The following is a 26,035-nucleotide window of genomic DNA, read 5'->3' as shown; positions in this document are numbered from 1 at the left end:
TAGAAACGGAAATATGTTCCTACTCGGCATTTTTTTCCTCCTTTTGTTGAATTGTGCGATAAAGATGAAGTTTGTTACGGATACTTCGTTCACTGATACCAAGTGCCTGAGCTGTTTTTCTACGGTTGCCTCCACACTCTTCAAGGACTGACTCGATGATCAGCTGTTCTGCTTCTTTCATCGTGTAATTAATTGGAATTTTAATCGATTTTATTTCTTCAGTGAAGTTCTCATAGCGTGACAAAGAGGTCTCCTGTTCGTGTTGAACGGTTATAGGTAAATCTTTTTCCATAATCGTTCCATCTTTGGTCATAGCAACGGCATATTCAAGAATGTTTCCTAGCTGTCTTACATTTCCCGGGTAATCATACGTTAAAAGCTTTTTATATGCATCTGAAGAAAGCACGCAAAGCGGTTTCTCCATTTCTTCTGAGTATTTCTGCAAAAAGTATGGGATAAGAAGCGCTATATCTTCTTTTCGTTCACGTAATGGCGGTAGTGTGATGGGAATGACATTTAAGCGGAAATATAAATCCTCACGAAAGCCATTTTCCTTTACCATACGATTTAATTCTTTATTAGTGGCACTCACAATACGAACATCTACTTTTCTTGTTTCTGATGAGCCAAGAGGCGTTATTTCTTTTTCTTGTAAAAATCGAAGCATTTTTGCTTGCAAAGACGGGGGCATTTCACCAATTTCATCTAAAAAAAGAGTTCCTCCATCAGCTGCGGCTACTTTCCCGCTTTGATTGCGAGTAGCTCCTGTAAAAGCGCCTTTTACAAAACCAAAAAGTTCACTTTCAAGTAAAGTCTCTGGAATAGCCGCACAGTTAACGGAAATAAATGGTCCGTTTGCTCTCTTTCCCTGCCGGTGAATCCCTCGCGCTACTAGTTCTTTGCCAGTGCCGCTTTCACCAAATATAAGCACGTTCGAATCAATGTCTTTTACTCTATTAATAATCGAAAAAACTTGTTTCATGGCTGCACTTTCACCAATCATTTGATCATAGCCTTTTATTTTCTCAATCGTTTCACTTAGTTCACGAACTTTATCATGAAGTTCCTGGTGTTCAAGCGTTTTTTCGATTAAGATATGAAGCTCTTCAATATCAAGAGGCTTCGTAATGTAATGATACGCTCCCCTCTTAATAGCTTCTATAGAAGATTCAATCGTGCCATAAGCTGTCATCATAATAATGGATGTTTGAGGCTGAATATCTTTAATTTTACTCAGCACTTCAAGCCCATTGTATTCGCCGAGGCGCCAATCCAACAAAACAACATGTACAGGCTGACTGCGTAAAAATTGATAAGCTTCCGGTACTTCTGTAAGATTGGTCACTTCATAGTTAGTTTCTAGAGCGAAACGAAGAGATGAACCAATAGCAGGTTCATCATCTAGAATGAGAACGGTCGGTTTCATATGAATATCCTCCTTTTTCTTTCGTAACAGGCAAGATAATTGTAAATGTTGTACCATTTCCTTGTTTTGTGTGCATCGTGATTTCTCCGTTATTCTCTTCTATCCATTGATAGCATAGCGACAAGCCAAGACCTACTCCCTGCTTTTTTGTTGTATAGAAAGGTTCCATAATATGTGGGATGTCTTTTTCATCTATGCCTTTTCCTGTATCACTAACATCAATAAAACCTAACCCATTTTGTGTTACAGCCCTGATAGAGAGCTGCTTGCGAGGACTGTTTTCCATCGCGTCCAGAGCATTTAACATAAGATTTAGCATAATTTGTTTGATTTGATCAGGATCACTGTAAAGCTGCATACCTGATTCAATATCAAGGGATAAGTGAACCGCTTTCTTTTTTAACGTAGGACTAATAATAACCGATACAGAGTTTATAAACGTTTCTACATCAAAAGCTACTTTCTGAGGGTATTTAGGTCGGGCATAATCTACTAAACTTTCAACAATACGATTCATTCTTCTTAGTGCTTCTGGAACATGCTTAGACAGTTCTTTTCGAAACTCTGGATTTTCATATTTATTTGGCAGCAAATCTATAAATGTTTTTACAGATGTAAGCGGATTACGAATTTCATGCGCTACGCCTGCTACAAGCTGACCTAGAGCGCGCATTTTCTCTTGGGTTGCCAGCTTCTTCTCAAGCAATCTTTCTTCAGAACGATCGGCTAGTGTAAGTAAATAACCGTTCATTTTATTTGTATCTTCATAAAGCGGAATCACTCGATACAATACAAAATAGACTTCTCCATTTTGTTTATGCTGAATTTCTTTTGTAAATGGCAATGCCATTTGCGATTGCTTTATCGTTTTATACGTTTTAAAGATTTGCTGGATAAGCGGATGTTTATGAATATTACTAGGTTGAAATGTTTCATCCTTTATAAGAAGAATTTCTTTCGCCCGTTGATTGATAGTTGTAAGATTTAGCGATTGATCAAATGTGAGAATTCCATAATACATATGGTTAATAACTTGTGTCTGAAATGCATGCGCCTGTGAAATTGCTTTTTGCTGAATCTGCAGCTGTTGATTCGCATCAGCAAGTGCGGATGTACGCTTTTTCACTTCTTTTTTTAATCGCTTGTTCCAAAGATATATGATAAATAAACTACCTAGTGTTAATACAACTATAATAAGAAGAACAATAATCCAATTACGCAATTCTTTTAAGCGTTCTTCTGAAGAAGAAACAAACCATTTTCTATATAATTCTTGATAAGTTCCATTGGCTTGCATATGTGAAATTGAACGGTTGATTACCGATAAGAGTTTTGTATTTTCAGGCCGGGTTGCAACGGCAAACTCTGAAGGTATCCCTACATTATCTAGTACGGTGTACTGTCCCTTTTTCTTTGATTTCTCAAGATAAAACTCCGCAGTCCACTTGTTCGAAAAAAACGCATCGGCCCGGTTTAAAAACAGGAGATCGAGCGCATCTTCTGGATTTAAAGCCATCTGAAACTCTATGTTTCTTACATTCATCAGCAGCTCAAAGGAAATTTTGTCTTCTCGCATCGCAACTGTTTTACCTCGTAAATCGGTTAAAGATGTAACCGAAGATTTCAAGGAGTTCGGAATAACTACGGCATCTGCCATCGTAAAATATGGATCGGAAAATTTAAACACTTGATTTTGGTTAGCTGAATACTCCAAACCCATAATAGCATCAATTTTGCCTTCTTGGAGAGCTTTTGTTGCTTGATAAAGATCCATTGGAATATATGTAAATTTCACATTTTCTTCTTTCGCTATTTGATTGAGCATATCAATACTAAAACCAGTAAACACTCCTTCGTCGTTCACGTAAGAAAAAGGCGCAAGGTGCTTTTCTCCAGCAATGCGGTATGTCTTCTTTTCGGCTGCGTAATTTGCTTTTTTATCGGGTACAGTTTCTGCTTTTACAGAAACCGGAAGATAAGCTAGAAGTAAGATAATAGATAAAATAAAACAAAACGGGCGGAGTGTAACATGCATAAGATATAGCTGTCTCCTTTTAAAAAATCTTTGGTTAAGTAAATGAAAAATTTCTTTTATTATTATGTATTTCTTAAAATGTTCAAGTTTCAAGACTTAAAACAAAATGATATTGAAATATTCTGTCAATCATCCCTATAAAGAAAAGCCTCTTTCTAGAGGCTTTTTGTTATCGCACACAAAATATCTTTGTTCGGTAATTAATATTCTTTTACGCTCGGCCTTTAGCTTCTTTAATGTTAAGTTGTATGTAATGTAATTTTAGCTCTATAAATATAAGGAGCTGCTAAATGTATTATAACATATTTTGAGTGCCTTTTATTTGCTTACGTTATTAGTCATCCTGCTGCTCTTTTTGTCCTGCAACCCAAGCTAAAGACAAAATTGAAATTGTTATTGCGACTGCCGTTAAAAATACCATGCTTATATCTACATTCTTTGTGAGCTACTTTACATGATAGAGAATAAACTATATCAAATAATGAATAAAAAGAAACACGGCGAGAATTGGAGTGGCAGTCAACATAAGGTTTATAGAATTTGTAATCCTCCACTTCTTGTCTGTTTTTGATTCCGTGGAAAGATTAGCTCTCATTCGATCACCGCTTACAGCTGCTCCAGATATGATAAGAGCTAGCCCCACTAATATAATGAAAGCGGTGAAAAGTACTGTTTCTGAATTTACGTTAGCTATTGTACATGCTACTAAAAGAATAAAAGATAAAATGAAGCCACCAATAATTGATTTAATCATTTTTGTCTTCCTCCTAGCTTTTTTATAAAACCCCCACGTATTATCTATATAATAGCATTTTTTCTGTATTTTTACTTTTATTTTTCTTATCTTAACAGGTAAAAAGATAGTAATTAAAGCAACTAAAAAACGAAACGCTTATGTCTAAAAGCGTTTCGCTCAAGGGCACTACATTTCAACTATCTTTTGTGATGTCTGCCGAACGTATACGTATTACTTTTGATAAGTCACTTAGTGGTAACTGTATCTGGTGACCTACACGTCCACCCGAAAAATAAATCGTTTCACAATCTTCTGCCGTAGAATCAATGAAGGTTGTGAACTGCTTTTTCATTCCGATAGGGGAACACCCGCCGTGAACATATCCTGTAAGAGGTAACAGTTCCTTTTGAGGAATCATTTCTAAGGACTTTTCACCAGCTGCTTTTGCTGCTTTCTTTAAATCAAGCTCCTTTTCAACTGGTACCATGAAGACATAATGTTCTTTTGATTTCCCCACCGTCACCAGTGTCTTAAATACTTTAGAAAGGTCTTCTCCAAGCGAAATAGCTACCTGTACCCCACTCAGATTTTTAGTGTCATAAGAATAGTAGTTGTACTCAATTTTTTTCTGATCTAAAATTCGCATTACATTTGTTTTATCTGCTTTTTTACCCATAATTATCACCGATACTATAATACCACGTTTCGTTTTCATATCTCCATATATTAGGATAGGTAGCTTAGCAAGGATTATTTTGTTTATAAAGATCTTTTAGTTACTTTCTTTTAAATCGGCATATGCATCGGCTACTTCTCCAGTTTGCGGATTCACTGTATAAAAACCATAAAAAGCTTCGTGTTCAGTTGAATCTGCTGTTGCTTCTTGATATTGATAGACACGTATTGAATAATTCCCTTCTGGAGTATCCCCATCATATACATAATACATATTATCCATTGATAAACTCAGAAATTCTTTTACACGCTGTTCCGCTTCTTCATGTGTCAACAGATCTTGTGATTTTCCTGATGGAATTTCTTCTGTGCTTGATTCTTCGCTCTTTTCTTGGTCTTGCTTATTTTCTTCAGTATCCTCTGAAATCGTAGTGTTATCAGTTTTCTCTTCCTGTGACGATATATCACCTTTTTGATATGTACCTTCGTAGTAAACGCCTATTCCTCCAGCTTTTGAACAATTAGAAATCTCTTCAACTTGGATATAACTCGTATAGTTAGTCATCTTAATCATACAACCGCTTTCTATATCATCTGTTATTTGAGTAGCGACATTTCCTTCAATCTTCGCAGTTCCTTCTACGTCTCCAGCGCTTACAAGTCCCGTACTAACATCTTTCGGGTTATCTAAATGATTCGAATTTAGTTTAAATTTAAACGTATTACCCTTTAGGTTAGTAATATCTATTCCAGCAGGATCTGTATCAATATCTCTGCTCCAGGTGCTTCCCCAGTCAACTTTACTAGATGCTGTTTCAGTTTCTTTCGCTACCTTCGTAGAACTTTCTTCCTGCTTGTTCCCTTGTTTTGAGGACTCTTTCTCTTTTTCTGTCACTTTACTTGTGTCTTTATCTAAACCTTTAGTAGCACTATCTTGAGGCTCTTTCTTTTTGATTGCTTCGTTGCTTTCTCCTTTTGTTTCTACCTTTTCCTTTGTTTCTTGACCGCTTGTAGCAGTTTCCTTTTCATCTAAAAAGCTACATTCTGTTAATCCACCTACACATAAGAATAATAGAATCGACAAAACAAAAGATTCTTTTTTCATCCAAAAACTCCTTTTTATGTATATTTATAGAACTATATTATCATTAAAATATTCGTTTTTTACATAAAAATGAATCTAATATGCTGAATAAGAACTTTTGCATGCCCTTTAACCCTCTTGTTTTCACAAAAAAGCCACTAGAGGCACTAGTGACTTTTTTCATTTCTATATATTCGACTGTTCTGCTGTTTCAATACGCTTGTTTTCCATAAAGCTACAGCTTTTCATCTTAACTGTAAAGATGACATTTTACTTTATGCTTGCTATCAATCACTGTATCTTCAGGTGTTTCTTTCACGCAGCGGTCAAATGCGAACGGGCATCTTTTATGAAACGCACAGCCTGAAGGTGGATTAAGAGGAGAAGGAATTTCACCTTTAACCTCAATTTTTTCGCGTTTTTCATGTTCGTGAATCGCCGGCACAGATGATAAAAGAAGTTTTGTGTAAGGATGACGAGGATTTGAAAAAATCTCATCTGTTGGCCCTTCTTCTACTAATCTTCCTAAATACATCACTCCAACGCGGTCCGCAATATGTCTTACAACGCTTAAATCGTGGGAGATAAAAAGATATGAAAGCTTCATTTCTCTTTGCAAACTGCGCAGTAAGTTTAAGATTTGTGCTTGAATGGATACGTCCAGTGCTGAAACCGGCTCATCACAAATGATGAGCTTTGGGTTTAAAATCAATGAACGTGCGATGCCTATGCGCTGGCGCTGGCCGCCTGAAAATTCGTGCGGGTAACGGTTATAATCTTCTTCGTTAAACCCAAGCTTTTTTAATAACTCAATGACAAGCTGCTTTCGTTCGCTTTTTGCTCCTACATTATGAATCGTTAATGTTTCTTGAATGGAAGCACCAATTTTTTTCCTTGGGTTAAGAGAAGTATGAGGATCTTGGAAAATCATTTGTAAATCTTTACGAATCGTCCGTAAGCGTGATGCTTTAGATTCGAAAATACTTTCTCCATTAAACTGTGCTTCTCCGCCCGTTGGTTCTACTAATTTTAAAAGCGTGCGCCCAGCTGTGCTTTTCCCGCAGCCGGATTCACCTACTAATCCGTACGTTTCGCCTTCATAAATATCAAAGGATAAATCTTGAACCGCTTTGATTTGGCCTTTCGCTTTTCCTAAAGCAGAACGAACCGGATAATACTTTTGCAGGTTGCGAACTTTAAGCAAGGGCTTGGCGCTTTGCTGTTTTGCTTCATTAGACATACGCAACCTCTCCTTCTTGAATTTTTTCATAATGCCAACATCGAACGCGATGCGTATCATTGGCATGCTCTAAAACAGGTACTTCTTTATGGCATTTTTCCGTTGCAAATGGGCATCTTGGTGCAAAACGACAGCCGCCTGGCACGTTTGAAAGCGGTGGAACCGTTCCAGGAATGGACGAAAGCTCTTGTGTTCTGTCGCCATCTAAGTGAGGAACCGACTTAATCAAGCCCATTGTATAAGGGTGTAACGGCTTTGAAAACAGCGCTTTAACGTCCGTTTCTTCCACCACTTGTCCTAAATACATCACGGCTACTTTTGTACAAATATTAGCCACAACCCCTAAATCATGGGTGATGAAAAGCACGCCCATGTTGAGCTTATCTTTTAAATTCATCATAAGATCAAGGATTTGCGCTTGAATGGTTACGTCTAAAGCCGTTGTTGGCTCATCGGCAATAAGAAGCTTCGGCTCACAGGCTAAAGCCATCGCAATCATAATGCGCTGCCTCATTCCTCCAGAGATTTCATGCGGATACTCTTTTGCTCGCTGTTCTGGAGATGGAATGCCAGTTAGTCTCAAAAGCTCTACGACTTTCTTTTGCGCTTCTTTTTTAGAGACTTTTTGATGCAGACGAATTACTTCAGCAATTTGTTTTCCAATTGGCATAACGGGGTTTAAAGACGACATTGGATCTTGGAAAATCATTGAGATTTCGTTTCCTCTTAGCTTTTGAATTTGCTTTGAAGACATGTCCAATAAGTTTTTTCCTTCAAACAAAATCTTGCCATCGTAGCTTGTTAGATCTTCATCTAATAGCTGAAGAATAGATTCGGACGTTACGCTTTTTCCAGATCCTGATTCACCGACAATTCCTAATATTTCTCCTTTATTTAATTGAAGAGATACATTGTCAACAGCCGTTACTTCTCCGCTATACGTTGTAAAAGTTACTTGTAAGTCTTCTAATTTTAAAAGGGCGTTACTCAATGTTTTTTCCTCCTTTTCTTCAGCATTACGTTTTTCGGATTTAACCAGTCGCGCAGACCGTCACCAAATAGATTAAGACCAAGTACAATTAAAATAATGAACACGCCAGGAAACACAGTCATCCACCATGCGTTGTAAATAGCAAGCTTTCCGTCATACAGCATATTTCCCAAGCTTGGCGTTGGTGCGGGAATCCCGGCTCCTAAAAAGCTTAGCGAGGCCTCTGTTAAAATTGTCACGGCAAACACGTACGTTACTTGAACGATCAAAGGCGATAAGACGTTTGGCGCCATATGAAAACAAATGATTCGAAGTGAGCTCGCTCCTTGAGCTTTTAACGCTTCAATAAAGGTTTTTTCTTTTACAACAAGCGCAGCTGAACGAACAATTCTCGCGATTGAAGGAATAAATACAAGGCTCAGTGCGATAATAACGTTACTTGTTTTAGGTCCTAAAGCAGACATGATTGCAATTGCTAGTAAAATAGATGGAAAAGCAAACAAGCCGTCACAAATTCTCATTAAAATATAATCAAGAATTTTATAATAAGAAGATAAAAGTCCAACGATTAAACCAAGTACAGTAGCAATAATCGTTACTGCGGCTCCAATCATTAATGATATTCTGACGCCGTACATTGTCCGACTAAATACATCTCGTCCAAAGTTATCTGTTCCAAACCAGTGCGTGCTTGATGGCGGTGCTAAACGGTTTGCAGGGTCGATTTGTAAGCTACCAAAAGGAGAAATGAGCGGAGCAAAAACAGCAATCAAAATAGATAATAAAATAAGTATCGCTCCTCTTACTAGCAAACGATTTGAGAAAAAGCGTGCTGCCGCTGGGTTTCTTTTTTTCTTTGCAGTTACTGAAATGGTCTCAGTATTTTGTTGTGCGTTCACATTCATCACCCTCCTTTAATCATGATAAGAATTGCGTACACGCGGATCGATCACGGCATACAGCAAATCAACAACTAAATTGATGACCACGTAAGCAACCGTAATTAGAAGTACGGCTCCTTGAATAAGCGCGTAATCTCGGCGTTCAATCGATGAAACAATCAGCTGACCTAGCCCTGGAATGTTAAATAATGATTCTGTTACTGCCGCTCCAGTCACAAGCCCCGCAAATGATTCTCCAATAACTGTTAAAATCGGTAAAAAACTCACGCGCAGCGTATGCTTAAGCATAATTGTACGTTCATTTAATCCTTTTGCTTTTGCCGTTTTGACAAAGTTCTCAGAAATGGTATCGAGTAAAGATGAACGCGTCATACGGGTAATTAATGCAGCTTGAATCGCTCCAAGCGTAATCGTTGGTAAAACTAAATATTTTAAGTACTCAAATAATCCAGCATTTAACGGAACGTATCCTGAGACAGGGAAAATTCGAAGCTGTACAGCAAAAAGCAAAATAAGGAATGAACCGAGAAGAAAGCTAGGAATGGAAATACCTAAAAGGCTGACTCCCATAATGCTTTCATCACGAATCGTTCCTTTATGTTTAGCTGCATATATACCAAATAGTAAAGCAAAGGCCACGCCAAAAATTTGTGCAAGTATAGCTAGAGAAACCGTAGGACCTACGTTATCCCAAATCGCCCCGAGCACAGGTTTATTTAAAAAGTAGGAATAGCCAAAATCTCCGTGAAAGATGTTAGACAGCCAAATAAAGTATTGATTGAAAACAGGCTCATCCAATCCCATTTCTTTGCTCAGCGCTGCAATTTGTTCTGCACTTGCGCCTTGTCCTAAAATGATTGCAGCGGGATTCCCAGGCGTTAAGCGCGTAATTAAGAACACAACAATAGACACAATGAATAAAACAGGAATTAGTGCAAAAAGTCTCTTAATCGTATAAGCTCCCATCGTAAACTCCTTTCTAAAGCAGAGAGCACCTGCCCTCTGCTTATTAAATTAGTAAAATATTATTTTGTTAAACTCATATTGTAGAAAATTGGACCTAAATTGTATTCATATCCTTTTGCATTGTTAGAAACAGCATTGATATTCACTTTATGACCAATAAGCGTGAATGGAAGCTCGTCCCATACGTATTGTTGAATGGCATCAATGTCACTGCGAGCTTCTTTAACAGAAGGAGCAGCTTTAATTTTATTTAAGTAGTCCATTGATTTTTCAACTGATGTACCTTTTGTAGTCCAGAATCCTTGGAAGATGGTAGAACGGGCGTTCCAGTCAACAGGATAGATGTCCCATTGGTTTGTATCACTCATTTTATCGCTGAATGTCGCCCAGTCGTATACTTCTAGCTTTACATTCATACCAATGTCTTTTAATTCTTGTTGAACTACAACAGCTGTATTGTATTGATCTTGGTAATCACGAGACGCCATTAAGCGAATTTCTTCCCCGTTATAACCAGATTTCTTCAAATATTCTTTTGCTTTTTTCTTATCATGCTGGTTGTATTCTTCTTTTCCAGCTGTACTGTAGTAGTTTGGATACTCTTTGTTCACAATGGATGAAGAAAGCTTGTAATAAGCTGAGCTTCCGTAAGAACTGTCTAAGATATCTTTTGAGTTAAGAGCTGCGTTAACTGCTTTTCGTGCATTGATGTCTTTAAAGACGCCTTTATCTGCGTTGTAGAAAAGTCCCATAAATCCGCCTGGTGATGTTTCTACTTTTGCATTTTGACTGCCTTCAACTTGTTTGGCATTATCGCTTGATACAGATAGCGCAACGTCAAATTGTCCGGTTGTAATACCAGAAATCCTAGTTGACTCATCGCTTACGAAACTAATCTTAATTTCATCGACGTGAGGAGTTTTCTTAACTTCGCGGCCTTTTGAAGAATAATCTTTAAATTTCTCTAATAAAAGATATTGATTTTTCTTCCATTCTTTTACTTTATATGGACCTGTTCCTATGTAGTCTTTGATCCCTTCATCAGATGCATTGTCAACGACTTCTTTTGGTAAAATAGCTGCTGCGGGGATTGGATCAGCTAATAAAGACAGCGTGTTAACATTTGGTGATGGTAAATGAAGTTCCACCGTATCATCATTGGTTTTTGTCATTTCAGCACCAGAGAAGTTTGTTTTCCCAAGGGACGATAGCTTAATCCAGCGGTTAATAGAAGCGACAACGTCATCTGCAGTCATTTCTTTACCGTTATGAAATTTAATCCCTTTTCTTAATTGGAACGTGTATGTTTTTTTATCATCGCTAATATCTACTTTAGACGCTAAGTCAGGCTTAGGATTTCCTTTGTCGTCTAAAATCATTAACCCTTCATAGATACTGCGCGTTGCATCTTTCACATCTGAGTCCCCAGTGATTTGAGCATCTAGCGTTGCTGGTTCACTTTGAGACGCGACGTTTAGCGTTCCGCCTTCTTTTCCTTCTTTTTCACTTGAAGTATTTTTACTTGCGTTACCACTGCACCCTGCTACCATGAGGACAATGGTTAAAAGAGAAATGAAAAGTAAATAAGTCCTTTTCACTAAAATCACTCCTATTTCCTTGTATAAAATTTTAATCCGACTATAATAAGAAGAATAGTAGGAATGTGAACAATTGTAGCACTACCTTCTACCTTTGGCAATTAGTATTTTTAACATACGGGGGCTATTATACCATTTTCTATTAAATAAATATGGTATATATGTATAATAGTTGAACAAAAGAACCATTTATTTCTTATAGAGCAAGAGGTTGAGAATACTTTATCAACACAGTAAAAAAGAAAAAAACATCTCAAGAAATGGTAATTTAACAGAAAAGGAGAAAACAACAGTGGGATTTTTAATTGGTATATCAGGAAGCATTATTGTGGATCAAGGAGGACGTTTTCCAGGCTATAAGCGAGCGTATGTAAACAACGATTATATCGAATCAGCAGCACTCAGCGGCGGAGTTCCTTTTATCTTGCCAGTGCTAGAAGACGAAGAAATGATTAAAGCGCAGGCAGAAAGTATAGACGGATTGATTTTGTCAGGTGGACAAGACGTTAATCCCCTTTTATACGGCGAAGAACCAACAACCAAAACGGGCTCACCTTTTTTAGCACGAGATCATTCTGAACAGCTATTGTTAAAGCATGTGATTGATCAAGGAAAGCCGGTATTAGCGATTTGCCGCGGGTTACAAATTTTAAACGTTGCTTATGGCGGCACTCTTTATCAAGACATGTCAGACATTGAAGAGTCATTTATCAAACATGATCAATACAACAATACAAGCGATCCTTCTCATTCCATCATGATTAAAGACGGAACACGCTTACATGACCTTTACGGTAATCAAGCTCTTATTAATTCATTTCACCACCAAGCTATTAAAGACGTAGCGCCAGGTTTTGAAGTTTCCGCATGGGCAAAAGATGGAGTCATTGAAGCCATTGAAAAACAAGGAGAGCAATTTGTAGTTGGCGTGCAGTGGCATCCAGAAATGATGGCAAAAAAACATACTTCAATGCTGAATTTATTTAAACTGTTTATAGAACATGTGCAGCAGTCGGCTATAAAAAAAGTCAGCATTTAACGTTCAAATCTACTGCGTCACCAATATGAAAAAGGCAGTTCATAATGGCCTGCCTTTTTGTATTGACTGAAGATGCGCAAAAAAATCTAGACAATTCTTTATCTATTAATTAGATGAAAAGAAGAAAAACAACGTAAGAATCTTTAGCTTTTACAGTATTTCAATGTACCCTTCTGTTCCATGTACGCGAATTCGCTGACCGTCTTTTATCAACCGGGTAGCATTCTCTACTCCGACAACCGCTGGCAATCCGTATTCACGTGCAATGACTGCTCCATGAGTCATCAGTCCGCCAACTTCGGTAACAAGCCCTTTTATCCCTACAAATAACGGGGTCCAACTAGGGTCAGTAAAGGAAGTGACTAATATATCGCCATCTGATAGATCAGCATTTTCCATGTTTAAAATGACGCGCGCTCGCCCTTCCACCACACCTGAAGCAACAGGTAAACCTGCAATTGCTTCGGGCGGGAGGTTTTCTCGTTTGTATGCACCTGTAATAATTTCACCTTGAGACGTGATCACACGCGGCGGAGTTAGCTTTTCATATAATCTGTACTCTTCTTTTCGCTTGCTGATGATTTGATCATTCAGTTTATGTGTGCGCACGACTTCTTGAAGTTCTTCAAACGTCAGATAGTATATATCTTCTGATTCATAAATAACGCCGTCTTTTACGAGCTGATTGGCTTCTTTCAGTAAAGCCTGTTTATAAACGAAATAGCGGCTAATCATGCCGTATTTGGGATATTCACGATAACCGATATAATTTCGGATGAGATCAATCTTTTCTTTTGTTTCTTTTGCTTTTTGTTCACCATCCGGCAATTGCTTCAAGCGGTTTAATAACTCTTGCGCTTTTTTTAAAGCTTCCTGCAAGCCTTTTTCAAATTTTTGTTTGCTAGCATTAGGCTCAAAGTTTTTAATATTACCAAGAATCACAGGGACAAGTGCAGATGGTTTTTCGCTCCAGCGAGTTTTCGTAATATCGATTTCTCCGGGGCATCGCATACCGTATTTGCTGAGATAATCATAGATAGCGTCTTGTGTTTCCTGTCCACCCTCAAACTTAACCACTTCGCCCAAGAAGTTATCACTCTTTGCATGTTGTAAATAATGGATTACCTCCGGATAAGGACGAATCACGTCTGCGACATCCAATAGCGCCAGACCCATTTCCGAAGTAATATTGTTTGGTACAGATTGAGAAAGCGTATCTGCTGCGTTTTTTTCACCTAGCCACTTCTCCATCTTTTCATTGATCCATGATGAAGCATCCATAGCGGCCATAAACACAGCTGAACTTTGTGGGTCAAATAAAACCTTCTTTAATGTCTGAATATCTTCCAAAATAAATTCAAGTAATTCTGACCCTGATTTCGCTTGGATGGTTTGTTTTAGCTCTTCTATCGATGACTGATTCTTTTTAATCAAATCAGAAACGATCGTCGGGTTGTTTTGGATTTGTGCCTTAGAATTCGTAGAAGATACGCTTTTATTGCTTTTACGGGAACTCTGATCATTTGGTAAAGATTTTATGAAATCTCCTCGCTCTATTATGGCCGTAAGTGCGTCTTTCATGAGCGGATCATGTTGTCCCATGGCACCTAACATCATTTTTCTGCTGTCAGGTGAAGCGAGCATATGTGTAACATCAACAAACAGCCTTCCACCGGCTTTGCGCATGGGTGCATTAGTCGTTAACAGAAAAAAAGACAATCCCAGTGGTTTCATGGCATCGGTCATCATTTGTTGGTGTCCGACAGATACATACACGTGATTTTCCTGATCATTTGCTTCAGGAATTGGATATAAAGTAGTGATTGGACGACTTTGGACAATATAAAATGTATCATCAGCCAAGCACCACTCGATATCTTGAGGACAATCAAAATAAACTTCAAGCTGTCTTCCAACGCGTTCTAACTGTAAAATTTGACGGTCAGTGAGTGCTTGCGTTTTTTGCAGATCAGAATGAACTTCCTTCGTTTCTGTTCCGCCTTCTTTTAATCCATAGATAGCTAACTTTTTAGCTGCTATTTTTTTATGGATGATTTCTCCGTCTTGTACTTTATAGCAATCGGCAGATACCAAACCAGAGACTATCGCTTCTCCAAGTCCAAATCCTGCATCGATTGATAGTAGTTTTCGGTTAGAAGTGACTGGGTCAGCGGTAAATAAAATACCTGAAGCCTGCGGGAAAACCATTCTTTGAACAATAACAGATATGTGCACTTGACTATGGTCAAATCCATTTTTAATACGGTAGGTTACCGCGCGATTTGTAAATAGAGAAGCCCAGCATTTGCGAATGTGTTCAAGGATTGCTTCTTTGCCTCTGATGTTTAAATAGGTGTCATGTTGGCCAGCAAAAGAAGCATATGGCAAATCTTCAGCAGTCGCGCTTGAACGAACGGCATAAGAATGCTCCTCGCCAAACTGAGAGAGATAATGAGCAACGGCTTTTACAACATCGGAAGGAATGTCTACCTCGAGAATGGTTTGGCGGATTTTTTCGCTGATTTTACAAATTTGATCTTGGTCATTTGCTTTTAGCATCGTTAGCTGGTTCAGTAACGCTTGAAACGTTTCATTTTGTTCAAGGGCTTTTTCATACCCGGCCGTTGTCACACAAAACCCTTCCGGTACTCGTATTTCTTGAATTTTTGATAACGCCCCTAAATTCAAGGCTTTTCCTCCAACAAGTGAAAGCTGTGTTTGTTCTATTTCTTGAAAGCTAAGAACTAAAGAGTTCATTCAACATCTCTCCTAACCGGTAATGTTTTATTGATTTTACCAGCAGTAAATAAGAATAAACAGTCTATATCGGCGTTTTTTTATGTGGTATAATTAAAGTAGGAAGAAAAATACACGCCTTTTTGTTTGCGGTTACATATTTGAGGGTTGTATAACTAAGTTATTTAATTGATTCGTACTCCTTTTAAAGCAGGTAAGTACACGCCTCATAACGCTTCCCTTCTCCCTTCCTCTTTTGACTACAAGAGAATCCTTTCCAATGCTTTTTACCACATTTTCTAAGACAGAATAAATTTCTTTTTAACCCTTCTTTCAGCTAGTCACCTGAAGAGTCTAGCACATCAAATGACTAACTCTCTTTTTTGCTATTTTGAAATCATAGCTTTACGAATGTATCTCTTTGCTCGTTTTCTAGCAAGTGTATAAACAATCATCTGCAGTACAAGCGCCGCAAGGCTTATGAGTACGATTTGCTCAACAGAAGTAAAAGGCGAAAAATATTTTTCCCATTTTGGACCAGGAAGTCTTAATGCGTTATAAAAGTATGAAGTGCTAAAAGAAACTATATTTCCTAAAATAAGTGATGAATCCGCTCTAATCAGCCCACTTAGATAAGATAGTACGACTGTAACCATGGCCATGATTATATAGTTTGCCTTTGAACCATCTTCAAAATCTTTTTGCATAGATAAATAAACATATGGAATGCAATAAATGGTAAAAATTATAAAAGGAAGTAATCTTCTCATATAGTAATCTCTCCAATATTCAGGATTCGACATAGTTCTCTATTATTATAAATTACAAAAGAGAATTTTTTCCAGTTTTTTGTACGCAGAGAGTGTAGAAATACCTATATATCAAGTAATCATTTTTAGAATTAGTTCTTGAACAAAGTAAAAAAGCACTCTTGTGAGTGCTTTTTTACTTCATATTTATTAAACAACACATGTGCTTTAATCGAACATTCTCTGTTTACTAGAGAATATTGCGTCTTTATATACTACTGTTTTAAGAATTTTATAGATTTTCTCTATATCCGGCTTTATCATTTGCTTCTTCCCTTTAATTATCTGTATGACTTATCGTAGCCATTACCCATTCTTCTAAGCTATCTGCTATTACTTCACGCTGTTCCCAATCGTGCCAAAAGGTGATAATTTGGCCGGCTTTTCCTCTTTCATCAGGGTCCAAGTCTATACAAATATCATCTCCTCCCCCATTCGTAGCAATCGGAATCCAACGTGGGTTCCACCAAAATTCTTTTTTCACTGGTCCAATAGGTTCTACTTCTGGAAAATCTTCAAACTCTCCTCCGTCTAACAACTCTTTTAATGTTTGCCACGTATACAGAATCTCCTCTAAAGGTAATAGAGTATAATTTTCAATAGCTGCTATATATTCATCACGCTGTCCATTATGTATCATTAACCAGTCTTTAAGGTTTTGGGGGAATGTTAGTCCCATCTTTTGTTCAACCTCTGTAATTTCTGATTTAGCAGCTGCTTCGTTAAGTGTTCCTACTGCTTCTGGTCGATTTATTTTTAACCACTGCTCAAACTCATTCCAAACCTGCTTCATTTTAGGGGCCTCCTTATATAACATCATTAAATGAATCTATGAAAAATGATTGGGTACTCTTTAAGCTTATACTAATTATGTATGGAAATCTTATGTAAATAAACTGTTTTATTACTTTTTATTATATGAAACGAACATCAATTAGTTCACTTAGCCTCATTTAAAAAATCTATTGTTTTAATGGTTTTTACCACTGCATCTATGACTGCATCAATAGTCATTTTTTTGGTCTTTATTTCATTAAAGCACCGGATTGTTAAAGGTCTTAAAATTACTATTTCTTATCGAACTAAAGCACCCTTTACTTTAAGTACAACCTTTCACAACCTGCAGTATTTCTTCATTTAAACGTAGTTTTCTCTTATTCTGCTTATATCTACTCTAGGTGAAAAGCCAAACATTCGGGAATATTCTCGACTGAATTGCGATTGACTTTCGTACCCCACTCTGAATGCGACATCAGCTACATCTGTTGACTCTGCTAATAACAAACGCCTCGCTTCCTGCAACCTCAGTTGTTTTTGAAACTGAATGGGGCTCATTGCCGTTACCTCTTTAAAATGTCGGTGTAGCGATGAAACACTCATATTCGCTATTTTAGCAAGCTCTTCAATACGAAAAGACTCTTCATAGTTATTAATAATATGGTCTATAACCTCTCTTATTCTAGAGGCATTGCTACCTTCTAATGCCATTTGTTCAAGTGCTTCGCCATGTGGACCTTGTAGGATCCAATAGAGAATTTCTTTTTTTAATAATGGAGCAAGAACAGAGATATGTTTTGGAGTGTCTAGCAAAGATGCTAACCTTACTACTGCGTCTAACAAAGATGGCTCTATTTTGCTAACATACATAGCTCGTTTTACGTTCTTTCCTTGTCCCGTTTTAATATGTGTTCCATTTAAAACCTCTAAAACCTGGCTAGAGGTAAATTCAAGTTTCAAGGCTAAATATGGGGACTCGGCTGAGGCTTTGATGACTTGACCTGTAACTGGCAAGTCAACTGATGCCACAATATAATGACCGGAACCGTAAAAAAAGCGCTCTTCTCCCAATAATACCTCCTTTTCTCCATGGAGGATAACACAAAAAGATGGCTCGTTAACTCTAGAGATGGGTTCAGTAATAGTAGATTCACGGATGAGAAATAAGGAAGGAATAGTGGTAGAATGAACACCGTCCTGCTTGCAAAGGCGTTCAATGAGTTTAGAAAGCTCATGTTGCTGTTTATAGGTTTTGTTAGACATAACTTATTCTCCTTTTCTTTACTTTCGGTTCATTATATCTGATATCCATTGATTGAGTAAGAGGATCTAAGAGGATTAGGCAAAAACTTGATAGCAATGTGCTAATGGTTTCTTTATTATTTATGACATAATTAACCGTAAATAAGTCACGATAAATGTGATAAATAACTAAGAGAGAGGAAGCAGTTAAATGGAATATGTAAAACTTGGTAATACAGGCTTAGATGTATCTCGACTTTGTCTTGGATGTATGGGTTTTGGGGACGCCAACAAATGGCTTCATCAATGGGTGCTTAATGAAGAGGACTCTCGCCTTGTTATAAAAAAAGCCCTGGACTTAGGAATTAATTTTTTTGATACAGCAAATGTATACTCACTGGGTACAAGTGAAGAATACCTTGGACGAGCTCTTAAGGATTATGCTAATCGCGATGAAGTTGTCATAGCAACTAAAGTACACGGACAAATGCATAAAGGTCCAAACGGCTCTGGTCTCTCTCGAAAAGCAATTATGAGTGAAATCGATAAAAGTCTTAAGAGGTTGGAAACTGATTATGTAGATCTTTATATCATTCATCGCTGGGATTACACTACCCCCATTGAAGAAACAATGGAAGCATTACATGACGTGGTGAAGGCTGGCAAAGCAAGATATATTGGTGCTTCTGCCATGTACGCTTGGCAGTTCCAAAAGGCATTACATACAGCAGAAAAAAATGGTTGGACTAAGTTTGTGTCTATGCAGAATCATTTAAACCTAATATACCGTGAAGAGGAACGAGAAATGTTACCCCTTTGTAAGGAAGAGAAAATTAGTATCACTCCATATAGCCCTCTTGCATCAGGGAGATTAACACGTGACTGGTCAGTAACAACGCATCGTTCTGAGACAGATCAAATTCAAAAATCTAAATACGATGCGACTGCAGGAGCCGATCGATTGGTTGTAGAGCGAGTAGCCTCCCTCGCAGAAAAACATGATATCCCTCGTACACATATCGCACTTGCCTGGTTGCTACAAAACGAATCAGTCACAGCTCCTATAATTGGGGCTACGAAAATACCACATCTTGAAGATGCTGTAGGTGCTTTATCGATTAAGCTAACATCTGAAGAAATTGCGTTTCTTGAAGAGCCATATGTACCACACCCAATAGTTGGCCATAATTAATAATGTGATAGCTTATTATAAGGCAAAACCCCTCATTTCCTTATGTAGGAAGTGAGGGGTTTTGATTTCTAACGTTTTTTTAATACTCCCGATAAAGTCTGCTCTACACCACTTTAATTATTATGAGAGGTTCTATAACTTATAAAACCTTCTCCGTTAGGCTTTATGACCTCTTATAATGCCGTTTCGATAACGAGCTGTTGGATGATCAAAATAACATGAATCCCTTAGCATATTATTCTTTCTTAGGCTAATTAATCCTCCGATACTTTATCGCCTTGTCTCAGTTAGTGTAGCGACACTGAAAATTATGCTAACACCTTACGTATTTGCGTTTGAAACCAAGCCGGCCTCTATCTATATCCTTTTGAATAGTTTCGGAGGCAAGAAGGATACTACTTTTTTTCTTGTCCTTCTTAACTTCCACTGGACCTACTGCCTTTGCGATTTCAACCGCCTTATCATGAAGCGGCAAATATGAGATTCCGACTGTATAGATAAAATTATTCATAGCTGATTTCGTTCGATCTGGAGAAGCGTGAATCGTATTTTCCACTTGGTCAAGCATATTGGCAATCTTACTTGCGCTAAATTCATCGTCTGGACGATTACCCAAAAGCCAGCAGTAACAACTCCAGCCTGCAGACATTTTAAGTTCTTCATGGCTCACAATCCATTTATCAGCAACAACTTGCGCAAAATCGGTTTCTGCCAAAGTTACTGCAACTACATAATCCGATAGCATGTAAAAATACGCTGCATCTATCCAACGCTCTAAATCCTCTTCAGTCACCCTTGTTGGGTCTGCAATGATACCAGCTAAATACATAGCATCGTAGTTACCAGAGGCATAAAGCTGCTCAGCTAAAGGCTGGTTTTTCTTGATTTTCTTTGCAATGGGCTTCATTTTTCCCGTTGCCACTCCAAAAAGTGGATCGTGTGCACCATTGTTTATGTAAGTCTTTTTAATTCGTTCCGTACCGAGCGCTTCAAGTTCTTTCATAACCATTTCGAAATTCATTTTTTTATACTCTCCTCCTCTACCACTCATAAATTTGAGCACCTTTTTAAAAAAATTTAGCTTCTAATTCATCTTACGATTTCTAAGCTACTGGGGGTCAGTTTACCCCTCATAATCTGTTTTTTTATTTTCGCCAAAAAGTTGAACAATCTTTTTTATCTAAAATATTGAACTCGATTATTTTTTTAAGTAATTTATAGTTTACTGAATCAGTCCATGGAATGCGGAACAAGCCTTTGGTAGCGCTGTATTCAGCCTGAGCAATTTCATCAGCAAATTGCGCAATACCTACTTCTTCAGGTGAAACGCTCAAATGATGCTTGGCTGTGGAAAAGCCAATGATAAATTTATCGTGATTGGTAAACATTGGTGTATTCCACTTGATTTGCGGTTTCAAATTCGGGAAATTAGTAGAAACCCAATCCAAAACTTCCTCTGTTCGGTTCCGATGGTCAGGGTTATCAATACGCGCTAAATATTCTGCCAAAACTTCCATGCCATTTCCTCCTAAAATTAAAAAATATTCTGAACGGTTTAGTTTTTCAATCTACTCTAATTTTACATGAATCCAATATCAATAAGTTCACTCAATTTCATTTTATTTTTTAATTCAAATACGTCATCAATGAAGATAAATAGTTCCTCCAGCGAATCCACAAACTGAATGAAGCCTGTCTCTGTTATGCATTGGCCTTGCTTATAGCATTTCTTAAGGGCATAGGCTCTTTCACGCTACGAACAGTTAATATTTAAATAACAGTTCGTCGTTATTAAAGTAGTACTCACTTCTATGAGGCCTATTGAAATAAAATGTACGCGAAATGAATAATAATTTCTTGATTTATCCGTTGTATATAAATATAATGTAACTGGAGTACGCAAAAAGAGAACATAAAATTAAAAATATACTTTTCGTTATTATAATTTTTTCGATTCCATTCATTACCTATATACAAAAAAAGGATGTTCATTATAATGAAATTACAGTATGAAGAGATTAAAAGAGATACTCCAACTTAATGCTGTAGTTTCGTTAATTAAGTTACACATGGCATAAATCCTAAATTCCTTTAGCTTTCGGAGAAGATATATGTAGTTATTACGATTGATATTTTTGAAAGCGATATCATTTAATTTAAAGAAAAACATTTTAAGACATTTAATTATTTTAACAAATTATAGAGGTATCTAGTGTTATTGTTACCTTATCTCTAGACACTAGGTAAAGGAGAAGATATTTCTTTATATGAAATGAGGGAATAATAGATTAGGATATTATTGTCCAATTCTAGGAGTATAAATATAGAAGTGACTGTTACTATATTTATATGAATGTTAGACAAAAAACAGAACTCCAAAAAGGTTAAAAGGATAATGGAAAATCTCTTTATAAACGATATTATATGCTCAAGTATATAATGTGAGCCGAAAAAGTGTATTTTTACAATGAAGATTATGAAAACGTTTTACTGAAGGGGGAGTTAATTTCAAATTATATGATTACCATTTATGTTAAAGATTATCCACACATTAGACTTATTTTTAATTCTTGTCTTTTTTATAGACGCTAGCCTAAGCATAGGCTCTCTTTAAGTGTTTTAATGAACCGAAAATTGAAAGGGGTTACAACCATGAAGAAATTGGGATTAGCTACACAAATATTTATTGGACTTGCGTTCGGGATTGCTATAGGCGCTATTTTTTATGGAAATAATACAGTGATGGCCATTCTTCAACCTTTAGGGGATATTTTTCTTCACCTAATTAAAATGATTGTTATTCCTATCGTTGTATCCGCACTCATCGTATCTATAGCTGGTGTGGGTGATATTAAAAAGTTAGGAAGACTAGGTGGAAAAACCATTCTTTATTTTGAAATTGTTACTACAATTGCATTAGCAGTGGGCTTATTAGCCGCAAATTTATTCCATCCAGGTGCTGGTATAGATATGGGGAACCTCGAGAAAGGTGATATATCCAAATATGAAGAAACATCTAAAACAACTGAGAGTGCAGGTGTAGCAGCTCAAATCGTTCATATTATCCCAACTAATATATTCCAATCGTTGACTGAAGGGAATTTATTAGCGATTATCTTTTTCTCAGTCTTATTTGGTCTAGGAGTTGCAGCAATTGGAGAAAAAGGCAAACCAGTTTTAAACTTTTTTGAAGGCGTACTAGAATCCATGTTTTGGATGACAAACTTAGTTATGAAATTTGCCCCATTTGGCGTATTTGCTTTAATTGGTTTGAATGTAGCAAAGTTTGGAATTGGTTCATTAATCCCTTTAGGAAAGTTAGTACTCGTTATATATCTGACCATGATTTTCTTTGTTTTTGTAGTATTAGGTATTATTGCAAAAATGGCTGGAACTAATGTTTTAGTACTTATAAAAATCTTAAAAGATGAGTTAATTTTAGCATTTACAACCGCAAGCTCTGAAGCAGTATTGCCAAGGTTAATGACTAAAATGGAGAACTTTGGTTGTCCAAAAGCTGTTACATCATTTGTTATTCCGACAGGATATACCTTTAACCTTGATGGATCATCCATTTACCAAGCCATTGCTGCCCTTTTCATTGCACAAATGTATGGCATTCATTTATCCTTCATAGAACAAATTACACTTTTACTTGTGTTGATGTTGACTTCTAAGGGAATGGCAGGAGTTGCAGGAGCATCATTTGTTGTTGTATTAACAACACTGGGCTCAATGGGATTACCTCTAGAAGGTATGGCATTCATTGCTGGTATTGATCGCATTTTAGATATGTTTCGTACATCTGTCAACGTAGTAGGTAACGCATTAGCTGCTATTGTGATGTCTAAGTGGGAAGGCGGATTCGATAAAGAAAAAGCAAAGCATTATACAGATTCTATTAGAAAATCGGACGTAGCATAAAAAAATTTCTTTTTATGTAAAGAAGGAGATCAATGTTATGGCAAATATAGAAATACCTAAAAAACAAAATGTAAGAATTGAAAAAGATTTCCTAGGAACAAAAAAAGTTACTACTTATGCTTATTATGGGATTCAAACTTTACGTGCAGTTGAAAACTTTCCAATAACAGGATATCGAATTCACCCAGAGCTTATTAAAGCATTAGGAATCGTTAAAAAGGCTGCTGCTCTTGCTAATATGGAAACAAAAAGGTTATATGATGGGTTGGGTAATGCAATTATTGAAGCAGCAGACGAGGTTATTGAAGGAAAAAGAAATGATCATTTTATTGTTGATCCAATACAGGGTGGTGCAGGGACCTCAATGAATATGAATGCAAATGAGGTTATCGCAAACAGGGCTTTAGAGTTACTTGGTCATAAAAAAGGTTCTTATTCTGATTTAAGCCCTAATAGTCATGTAAACATGTCACAATCAACAAATGACGTATTCCCAACTGCTATTCATATTGCAGCCCTTAATCTGTTAAATAAGTTACTAAAAACAATGCATTATATGCACAGTGTATTTCATAAAAAGGCAGAACAATTTGATTCTATTATAAAGATGGGACGTACTCACCTACAAGATGCGGTTCCAATCCGTCTTGGTCAAGAATTTGAATCATATAGTCGTGTTCTTGAGCGCGATATGAAACGTATTAAGCAATCCTATGGACATTTATATGAGGTTAATATGGGAGCAACTGCAGTTGGAACGGGTTTAAATGCAGATCCACGTTATATCGAAAATGTTGTAAGATATCTAGCAAATATCAGTGGTTTACCACTTAAGAATGCCGATCATCTTGTAGACGCGACTCAAAATACAGATGCTTATACAGAAGTTTCTGCAGCATTAAAGATTTGTATGGTAAATATGTCGAAAATAGCGAATGACTTACGTCTAATGGCATCTGGGCCCCGTGCAGGACTAGCAGAAATCACTTTGCCAGCTCGTCAGCCAGGGTCTTCTATTATGCCTGGAAAAGTTAATCCTGTCATGCCAGAGATGATTAATCAGGTTGCCTTTCAAGTTATCGGTAATGATCATACAATTTGCTTAGCTTCTGAAGCAGGTCAACTTGAGCTTAATGTTATGGAACCTGTTCTTATTTTTAATTTACTTCAATCAATTAGCATCATGAATAATGCTTTTCAAACATTTACGGATTATTGCCTGCAAGGGATTGAGGCGAATGAAGAACATTTAAAAGAATACGTAGAAAAAAGTGTAGGTATTATTACGGCTATTAATCCCCATATTGGATATGAAGTGGCTGCTAGAATCGCACGAGAAGCAATACTAAAAGGTGAATCCGTACGTGAATTATGCTTAAGGTATGATGTTTTAACAGAAGAAGAATTGGATCTTATTTTAAATCCTTTTGAAATGACTAATCCAGGGATTGCTGGAAACTCCCTTTTTGATAGAGAATAAACAGGTTTTAATATGAAATGAAATTCACTACTATCATCTGTGTGGTTCTTTAATTAAATAATATTAGTAAAATAACTGCTGATTCATTCGAACTGTCCTTTCATTGTTAGGCAAAAACTAATAATGAGAGGGTAATTTTTATACTTTAATAATTAAATTGCTCTCTTCTTTTACATTTCTAACAACTTTAAGAATGACCTTAAATGTAAATTAAGTTTTAAAAGCTTTGCTCATAATAGAAAGGTTTCTTTATAGCGCCCTTTTTCTCTTCTTTTGATGTACTTGTAGATTGTGCGACACCAACTAATGTATCATTAAAATAAAATTGGATAACTAATAAGGCTTAACTTGGAGTATAAACGTCAAAGCATTTATAAGAAGATTTTCACCCTGAAAGGACCCATTCTTTAAACATTTACACTTACTGAGGACAAATGAAGCTGTTGTCAAATACCTATAAAAAAGTCTCGCACAATCGGCGAGTCCTTTTGTTTTTTAGTCTGTTTTTCACTTTCATTTTCTAACAAAAACAACCTGTTTAATATGAAGGAGAAAACTATAAAAAATCTGTTTGATTAACGTTTTAACTTTAAAACATGTGGTACACATATCTTTGCCTCATGATCTAAGCTCACCTTAGCCAGTAAGAGATTCGGACCGATTCCTGCGGTAGCTGTCAGCCGTGTCTTACGATAAATCTCGTTAATGATTTTATGGGCTAATTCTTCTGGTGTGCGAGCGAATAAATGTAACGAAGCTGTGGCATCAATAAACAACTCATCAATGCTATACGCATGAAAATCCTCAGGAGCCACATACTGTAACACCAAACTCGAAATATAGTTCGAAGCCTTGATATATCTCTCCATGGATGGATTCACCACATGGATATCTTTCCTTTTAGGAATGTCGAAAAGACGACTTCCTGTTTTGATCCCTTCTTTCTTTAATAAAGGTGTGGCAGCTAACACAACCGATCCCGACCGTTTAATATCTCCTACTACCGCCAGCTTTGTTTTCAACGGACCTAACCCCCGTATGACAGAGGAAACCGAGGATAACGATAGGTAGCCTACTAAGTGTAAAATCTGATATGATTCCATTCTCTTTTGGGCTTTCCCCCGTTCCACACCGTGCGTGAGACTTTCACCTCACACGGCGCTCCAGCAATTCCTAAGTTTGA

General features: G+C 37.0%; 20 protein-coding genes and 1 pseudogene. 4 read left to right on the top strand and 17 right to left on the bottom strand.

Annotated features, from left to right (window positions below):
• Positions 1–19: 19 nt before the first annotated feature.
• The 10 genes from M3225_RS18710 to M3225_RS18665 all read right to left on the bottom strand — a co-directional run bounded on the left by M3225_RS18710 (position 20) and on the right by M3225_RS18665 (position 11,653).
• Entirely contained in the window at positions 20–1,426 is a 1,407-nt protein-coding gene (locus M3225_RS18710) for a sigma-54-dependent transcriptional regulator (RefSeq protein ID WP_251396194.1), read from the bottom strand.
• The gene (locus tag M3225_RS18705; protein ID WP_251396192.1) at positions 1,398–3,461 is read right to left on the bottom strand and encodes a transporter substrate-binding domain-containing protein; all 2,064 of its coding nucleotides are present in this window, start codon (positions 3,459–3,461) and stop codon (positions 1,398–1,400) included. The genes M3225_RS18710 and M3225_RS18705 overlap by 29 nt, the downstream gene beginning before the upstream one ends.
• 469 nt (positions 3,462–3,930) lie before the next feature.
• Positions 3,931–4,215, bottom strand: coding sequence for a DUF5316 family protein (locus M3225_RS18700; RefSeq protein ID WP_251396190.1), 285 nt, complete (start codon positions 4,213–4,215; stop codon positions 3,931–3,933).
• 175 nt (positions 4,216–4,390) lie between these two features.
• Positions 4,391–4,873 (bottom strand): Cys-tRNA(Pro) deacylase, encoded by a 483-nt coding sequence (gene ybaK / locus M3225_RS18695; RefSeq protein ID WP_251396850.1) that lies wholly within the window; start codon positions 4,871–4,873, stop codon positions 4,391–4,393.
• 96 nt (positions 4,874–4,969) lie between these two features.
• Positions 4,970–5,977: a hypothetical protein gene (locus M3225_RS18690; protein WP_251396188.1), complete on the bottom strand. Its 1,008-nt coding sequence runs from the start codon at positions 5,975–5,977 to the stop codon at positions 4,970–4,972.
• A 229-nt stretch (positions 5,978–6,206) separates the two neighbouring features.
• Positions 6,207–7,196 (bottom strand): ABC transporter ATP-binding protein, encoded by a 990-nt coding sequence (locus M3225_RS18685; protein ID WP_251396186.1) that lies wholly within the window; start codon positions 7,194–7,196, stop codon positions 6,207–6,209.
• Positions 7,189–8,187 carry an ABC transporter ATP-binding protein gene (locus M3225_RS18680; RefSeq protein WP_251396184.1) on the bottom strand — a complete coding sequence of 333 codons (999 nt, stop codon included), beginning with the start codon at positions 8,185–8,187 and terminating at the stop codon, positions 7,189–7,191. Before M3225_RS18680 ends, M3225_RS18685 begins: the two co-directional genes overlap by 8 nt.
• Positions 8,184–9,092, bottom strand: coding sequence for an ABC transporter permease (locus M3225_RS18675; protein ID WP_251396182.1), 909 nt, complete (start codon positions 9,090–9,092; stop codon positions 8,184–8,186). Before M3225_RS18675 ends, M3225_RS18680 begins: the two co-directional genes overlap by 4 nt.
• Positions 9,093–9,101: 9 nt before the next feature.
• Positions 9,102–10,055 (bottom strand): ABC transporter permease, encoded by a 954-nt coding sequence (locus M3225_RS18670; RefSeq protein WP_251396180.1) that lies wholly within the window; start codon positions 10,053–10,055, stop codon positions 9,102–9,104.
• A 59-nt stretch (positions 10,056–10,114) separates the two neighbouring features.
• The gene (locus M3225_RS18665) at positions 10,115–11,653 is read right to left on the bottom strand and encodes an ABC transporter substrate-binding protein (RefSeq protein ID WP_251396178.1); all 1,539 of its coding nucleotides are present in this window, start codon (positions 11,651–11,653) and stop codon (positions 10,115–10,117) included.
• 292 nt (positions 11,654–11,945) lie between these two features.
• Here M3225_RS18665 and M3225_RS18660 point away from each other — a divergent pair, with 292 nt between their 5' ends.
• Positions 11,946–12,692: a gamma-glutamyl-gamma-aminobutyrate hydrolase family protein gene (locus M3225_RS18660; protein WP_251396177.1), complete on the top strand. Its 747-nt coding sequence runs from the start codon at positions 11,946–11,948 to the stop codon at positions 12,690–12,692.
• 150 nt (positions 12,693–12,842) lie between these two features.
• Here the strand turns inward: M3225_RS18660 and ppsA are convergent, their stop codons facing one another.
• The 4 genes from ppsA to M3225_RS18640 form a co-directional block, all read right to left on the bottom strand.
• Entirely contained in the window at positions 12,843–15,449 is a 2,607-nt protein-coding gene (gene ppsA / locus M3225_RS18655) for a phosphoenolpyruvate synthase (RefSeq protein ID WP_251396176.1), read from the bottom strand.
• A 365-nt stretch (positions 15,450–15,814) separates the two neighbouring features.
• Positions 15,815–16,198, bottom strand: a complete 384-nt coding sequence (locus M3225_RS18650) for a hypothetical protein (RefSeq protein ID WP_251396175.1) — start codon at positions 16,196–16,198, stop codon at positions 15,815–15,817.
• A 316-nt stretch (positions 16,199–16,514) separates the two neighbouring features.
• Positions 16,515–17,030, bottom strand: coding sequence for an SMI1/KNR4 family protein (locus M3225_RS18645; protein WP_251396174.1), 516 nt, complete (start codon positions 17,028–17,030; stop codon positions 16,515–16,517).
• A 344-nt stretch (positions 17,031–17,374) separates the two neighbouring features.
• On the bottom strand, positions 17,375–18,277 hold the full coding sequence (locus M3225_RS18640) for an AraC family transcriptional regulator (protein ID WP_251396173.1): 903 nt from the start codon (positions 18,275–18,277) through the stop codon (positions 17,375–17,377).
• 190 nt (positions 18,278–18,467) lie between these two features.
• Between M3225_RS18640 and M3225_RS18635 the strand changes: the two genes are divergently transcribed.
• Positions 18,468–19,448 carry an aldo/keto reductase gene (locus tag M3225_RS18635; protein WP_251396172.1) on the top strand — a complete coding sequence of 327 codons (981 nt, stop codon included), beginning with the start codon at positions 18,468–18,470 and terminating at the stop codon, positions 19,446–19,448.
• Between the two features lie 313 nt (positions 19,449–19,761).
• Here the strand turns inward: M3225_RS18635 and M3225_RS18630 are convergent, their stop codons facing one another.
• Together M3225_RS18630 and M3225_RS18625 are read right to left on the bottom strand one after the other, a co-directional pair.
• On the bottom strand, positions 19,762–20,469 hold the full coding sequence (locus M3225_RS18630; RefSeq protein WP_251396847.1) for a DNA alkylation repair protein: 708 nt from the start codon (positions 20,467–20,469) through the stop codon (positions 19,762–19,764).
• A gap of 124 nt (positions 20,470–20,593) precedes the next feature.
• Positions 20,594–20,965: an iron chaperone gene (locus tag M3225_RS18625; RefSeq protein WP_251396171.1), complete on the bottom strand. Its 372-nt coding sequence runs from the start codon at positions 20,963–20,965 to the stop codon at positions 20,594–20,596.
• A gap of 1,135 nt (positions 20,966–22,100) precedes the next feature.
• Here M3225_RS18625 and M3225_RS18620 point away from each other — a divergent pair.
• Both M3225_RS18620 and aspA read left to right on the top strand, forming a co-directional pair.
• Positions 22,101–23,372: a cation:dicarboxylate symporter family transporter gene (locus M3225_RS18620; RefSeq protein ID WP_251396169.1), complete on the top strand. Its 1,272-nt coding sequence runs from the start codon at positions 22,101–22,103 to the stop codon at positions 23,370–23,372.
• A gap of 37 nt (positions 23,373–23,409) precedes the next feature.
• Complete coding sequence (gene aspA, locus M3225_RS18615) at positions 23,410–24,852, top strand: aspartate ammonia-lyase (RefSeq protein WP_251396167.1); 1,443 nt, start codon at positions 23,410–23,412, stop codon at positions 24,850–24,852.
• A 611-nt stretch (positions 24,853–25,463) separates the two neighbouring features.
• On the opposite strand, the pseudogene M3225_RS18610 reads toward aspA, so the two are convergent.
• A pseudogene (locus M3225_RS18610) lies at positions 25,464–25,955 on the bottom strand (Y-family DNA polymerase); the annotation flags it as partial.
• Between the last annotated feature and the right edge of the window lie 80 nt (positions 25,956–26,035).

It is taken from the genome of Priestia aryabhattai (genome assembly GCF_023715685.1).
GTDB classification, from domain to species: domain Bacteria; phylum Bacillota; class Bacilli; order Bacillales; family Bacillaceae_H; genus Priestia; species Priestia aryabhattai_B.
The sequence above is the reverse complement of the archived record's forward strand: the minus strand, read 5'-3'. Positions and strand labels throughout refer to the sequence as shown.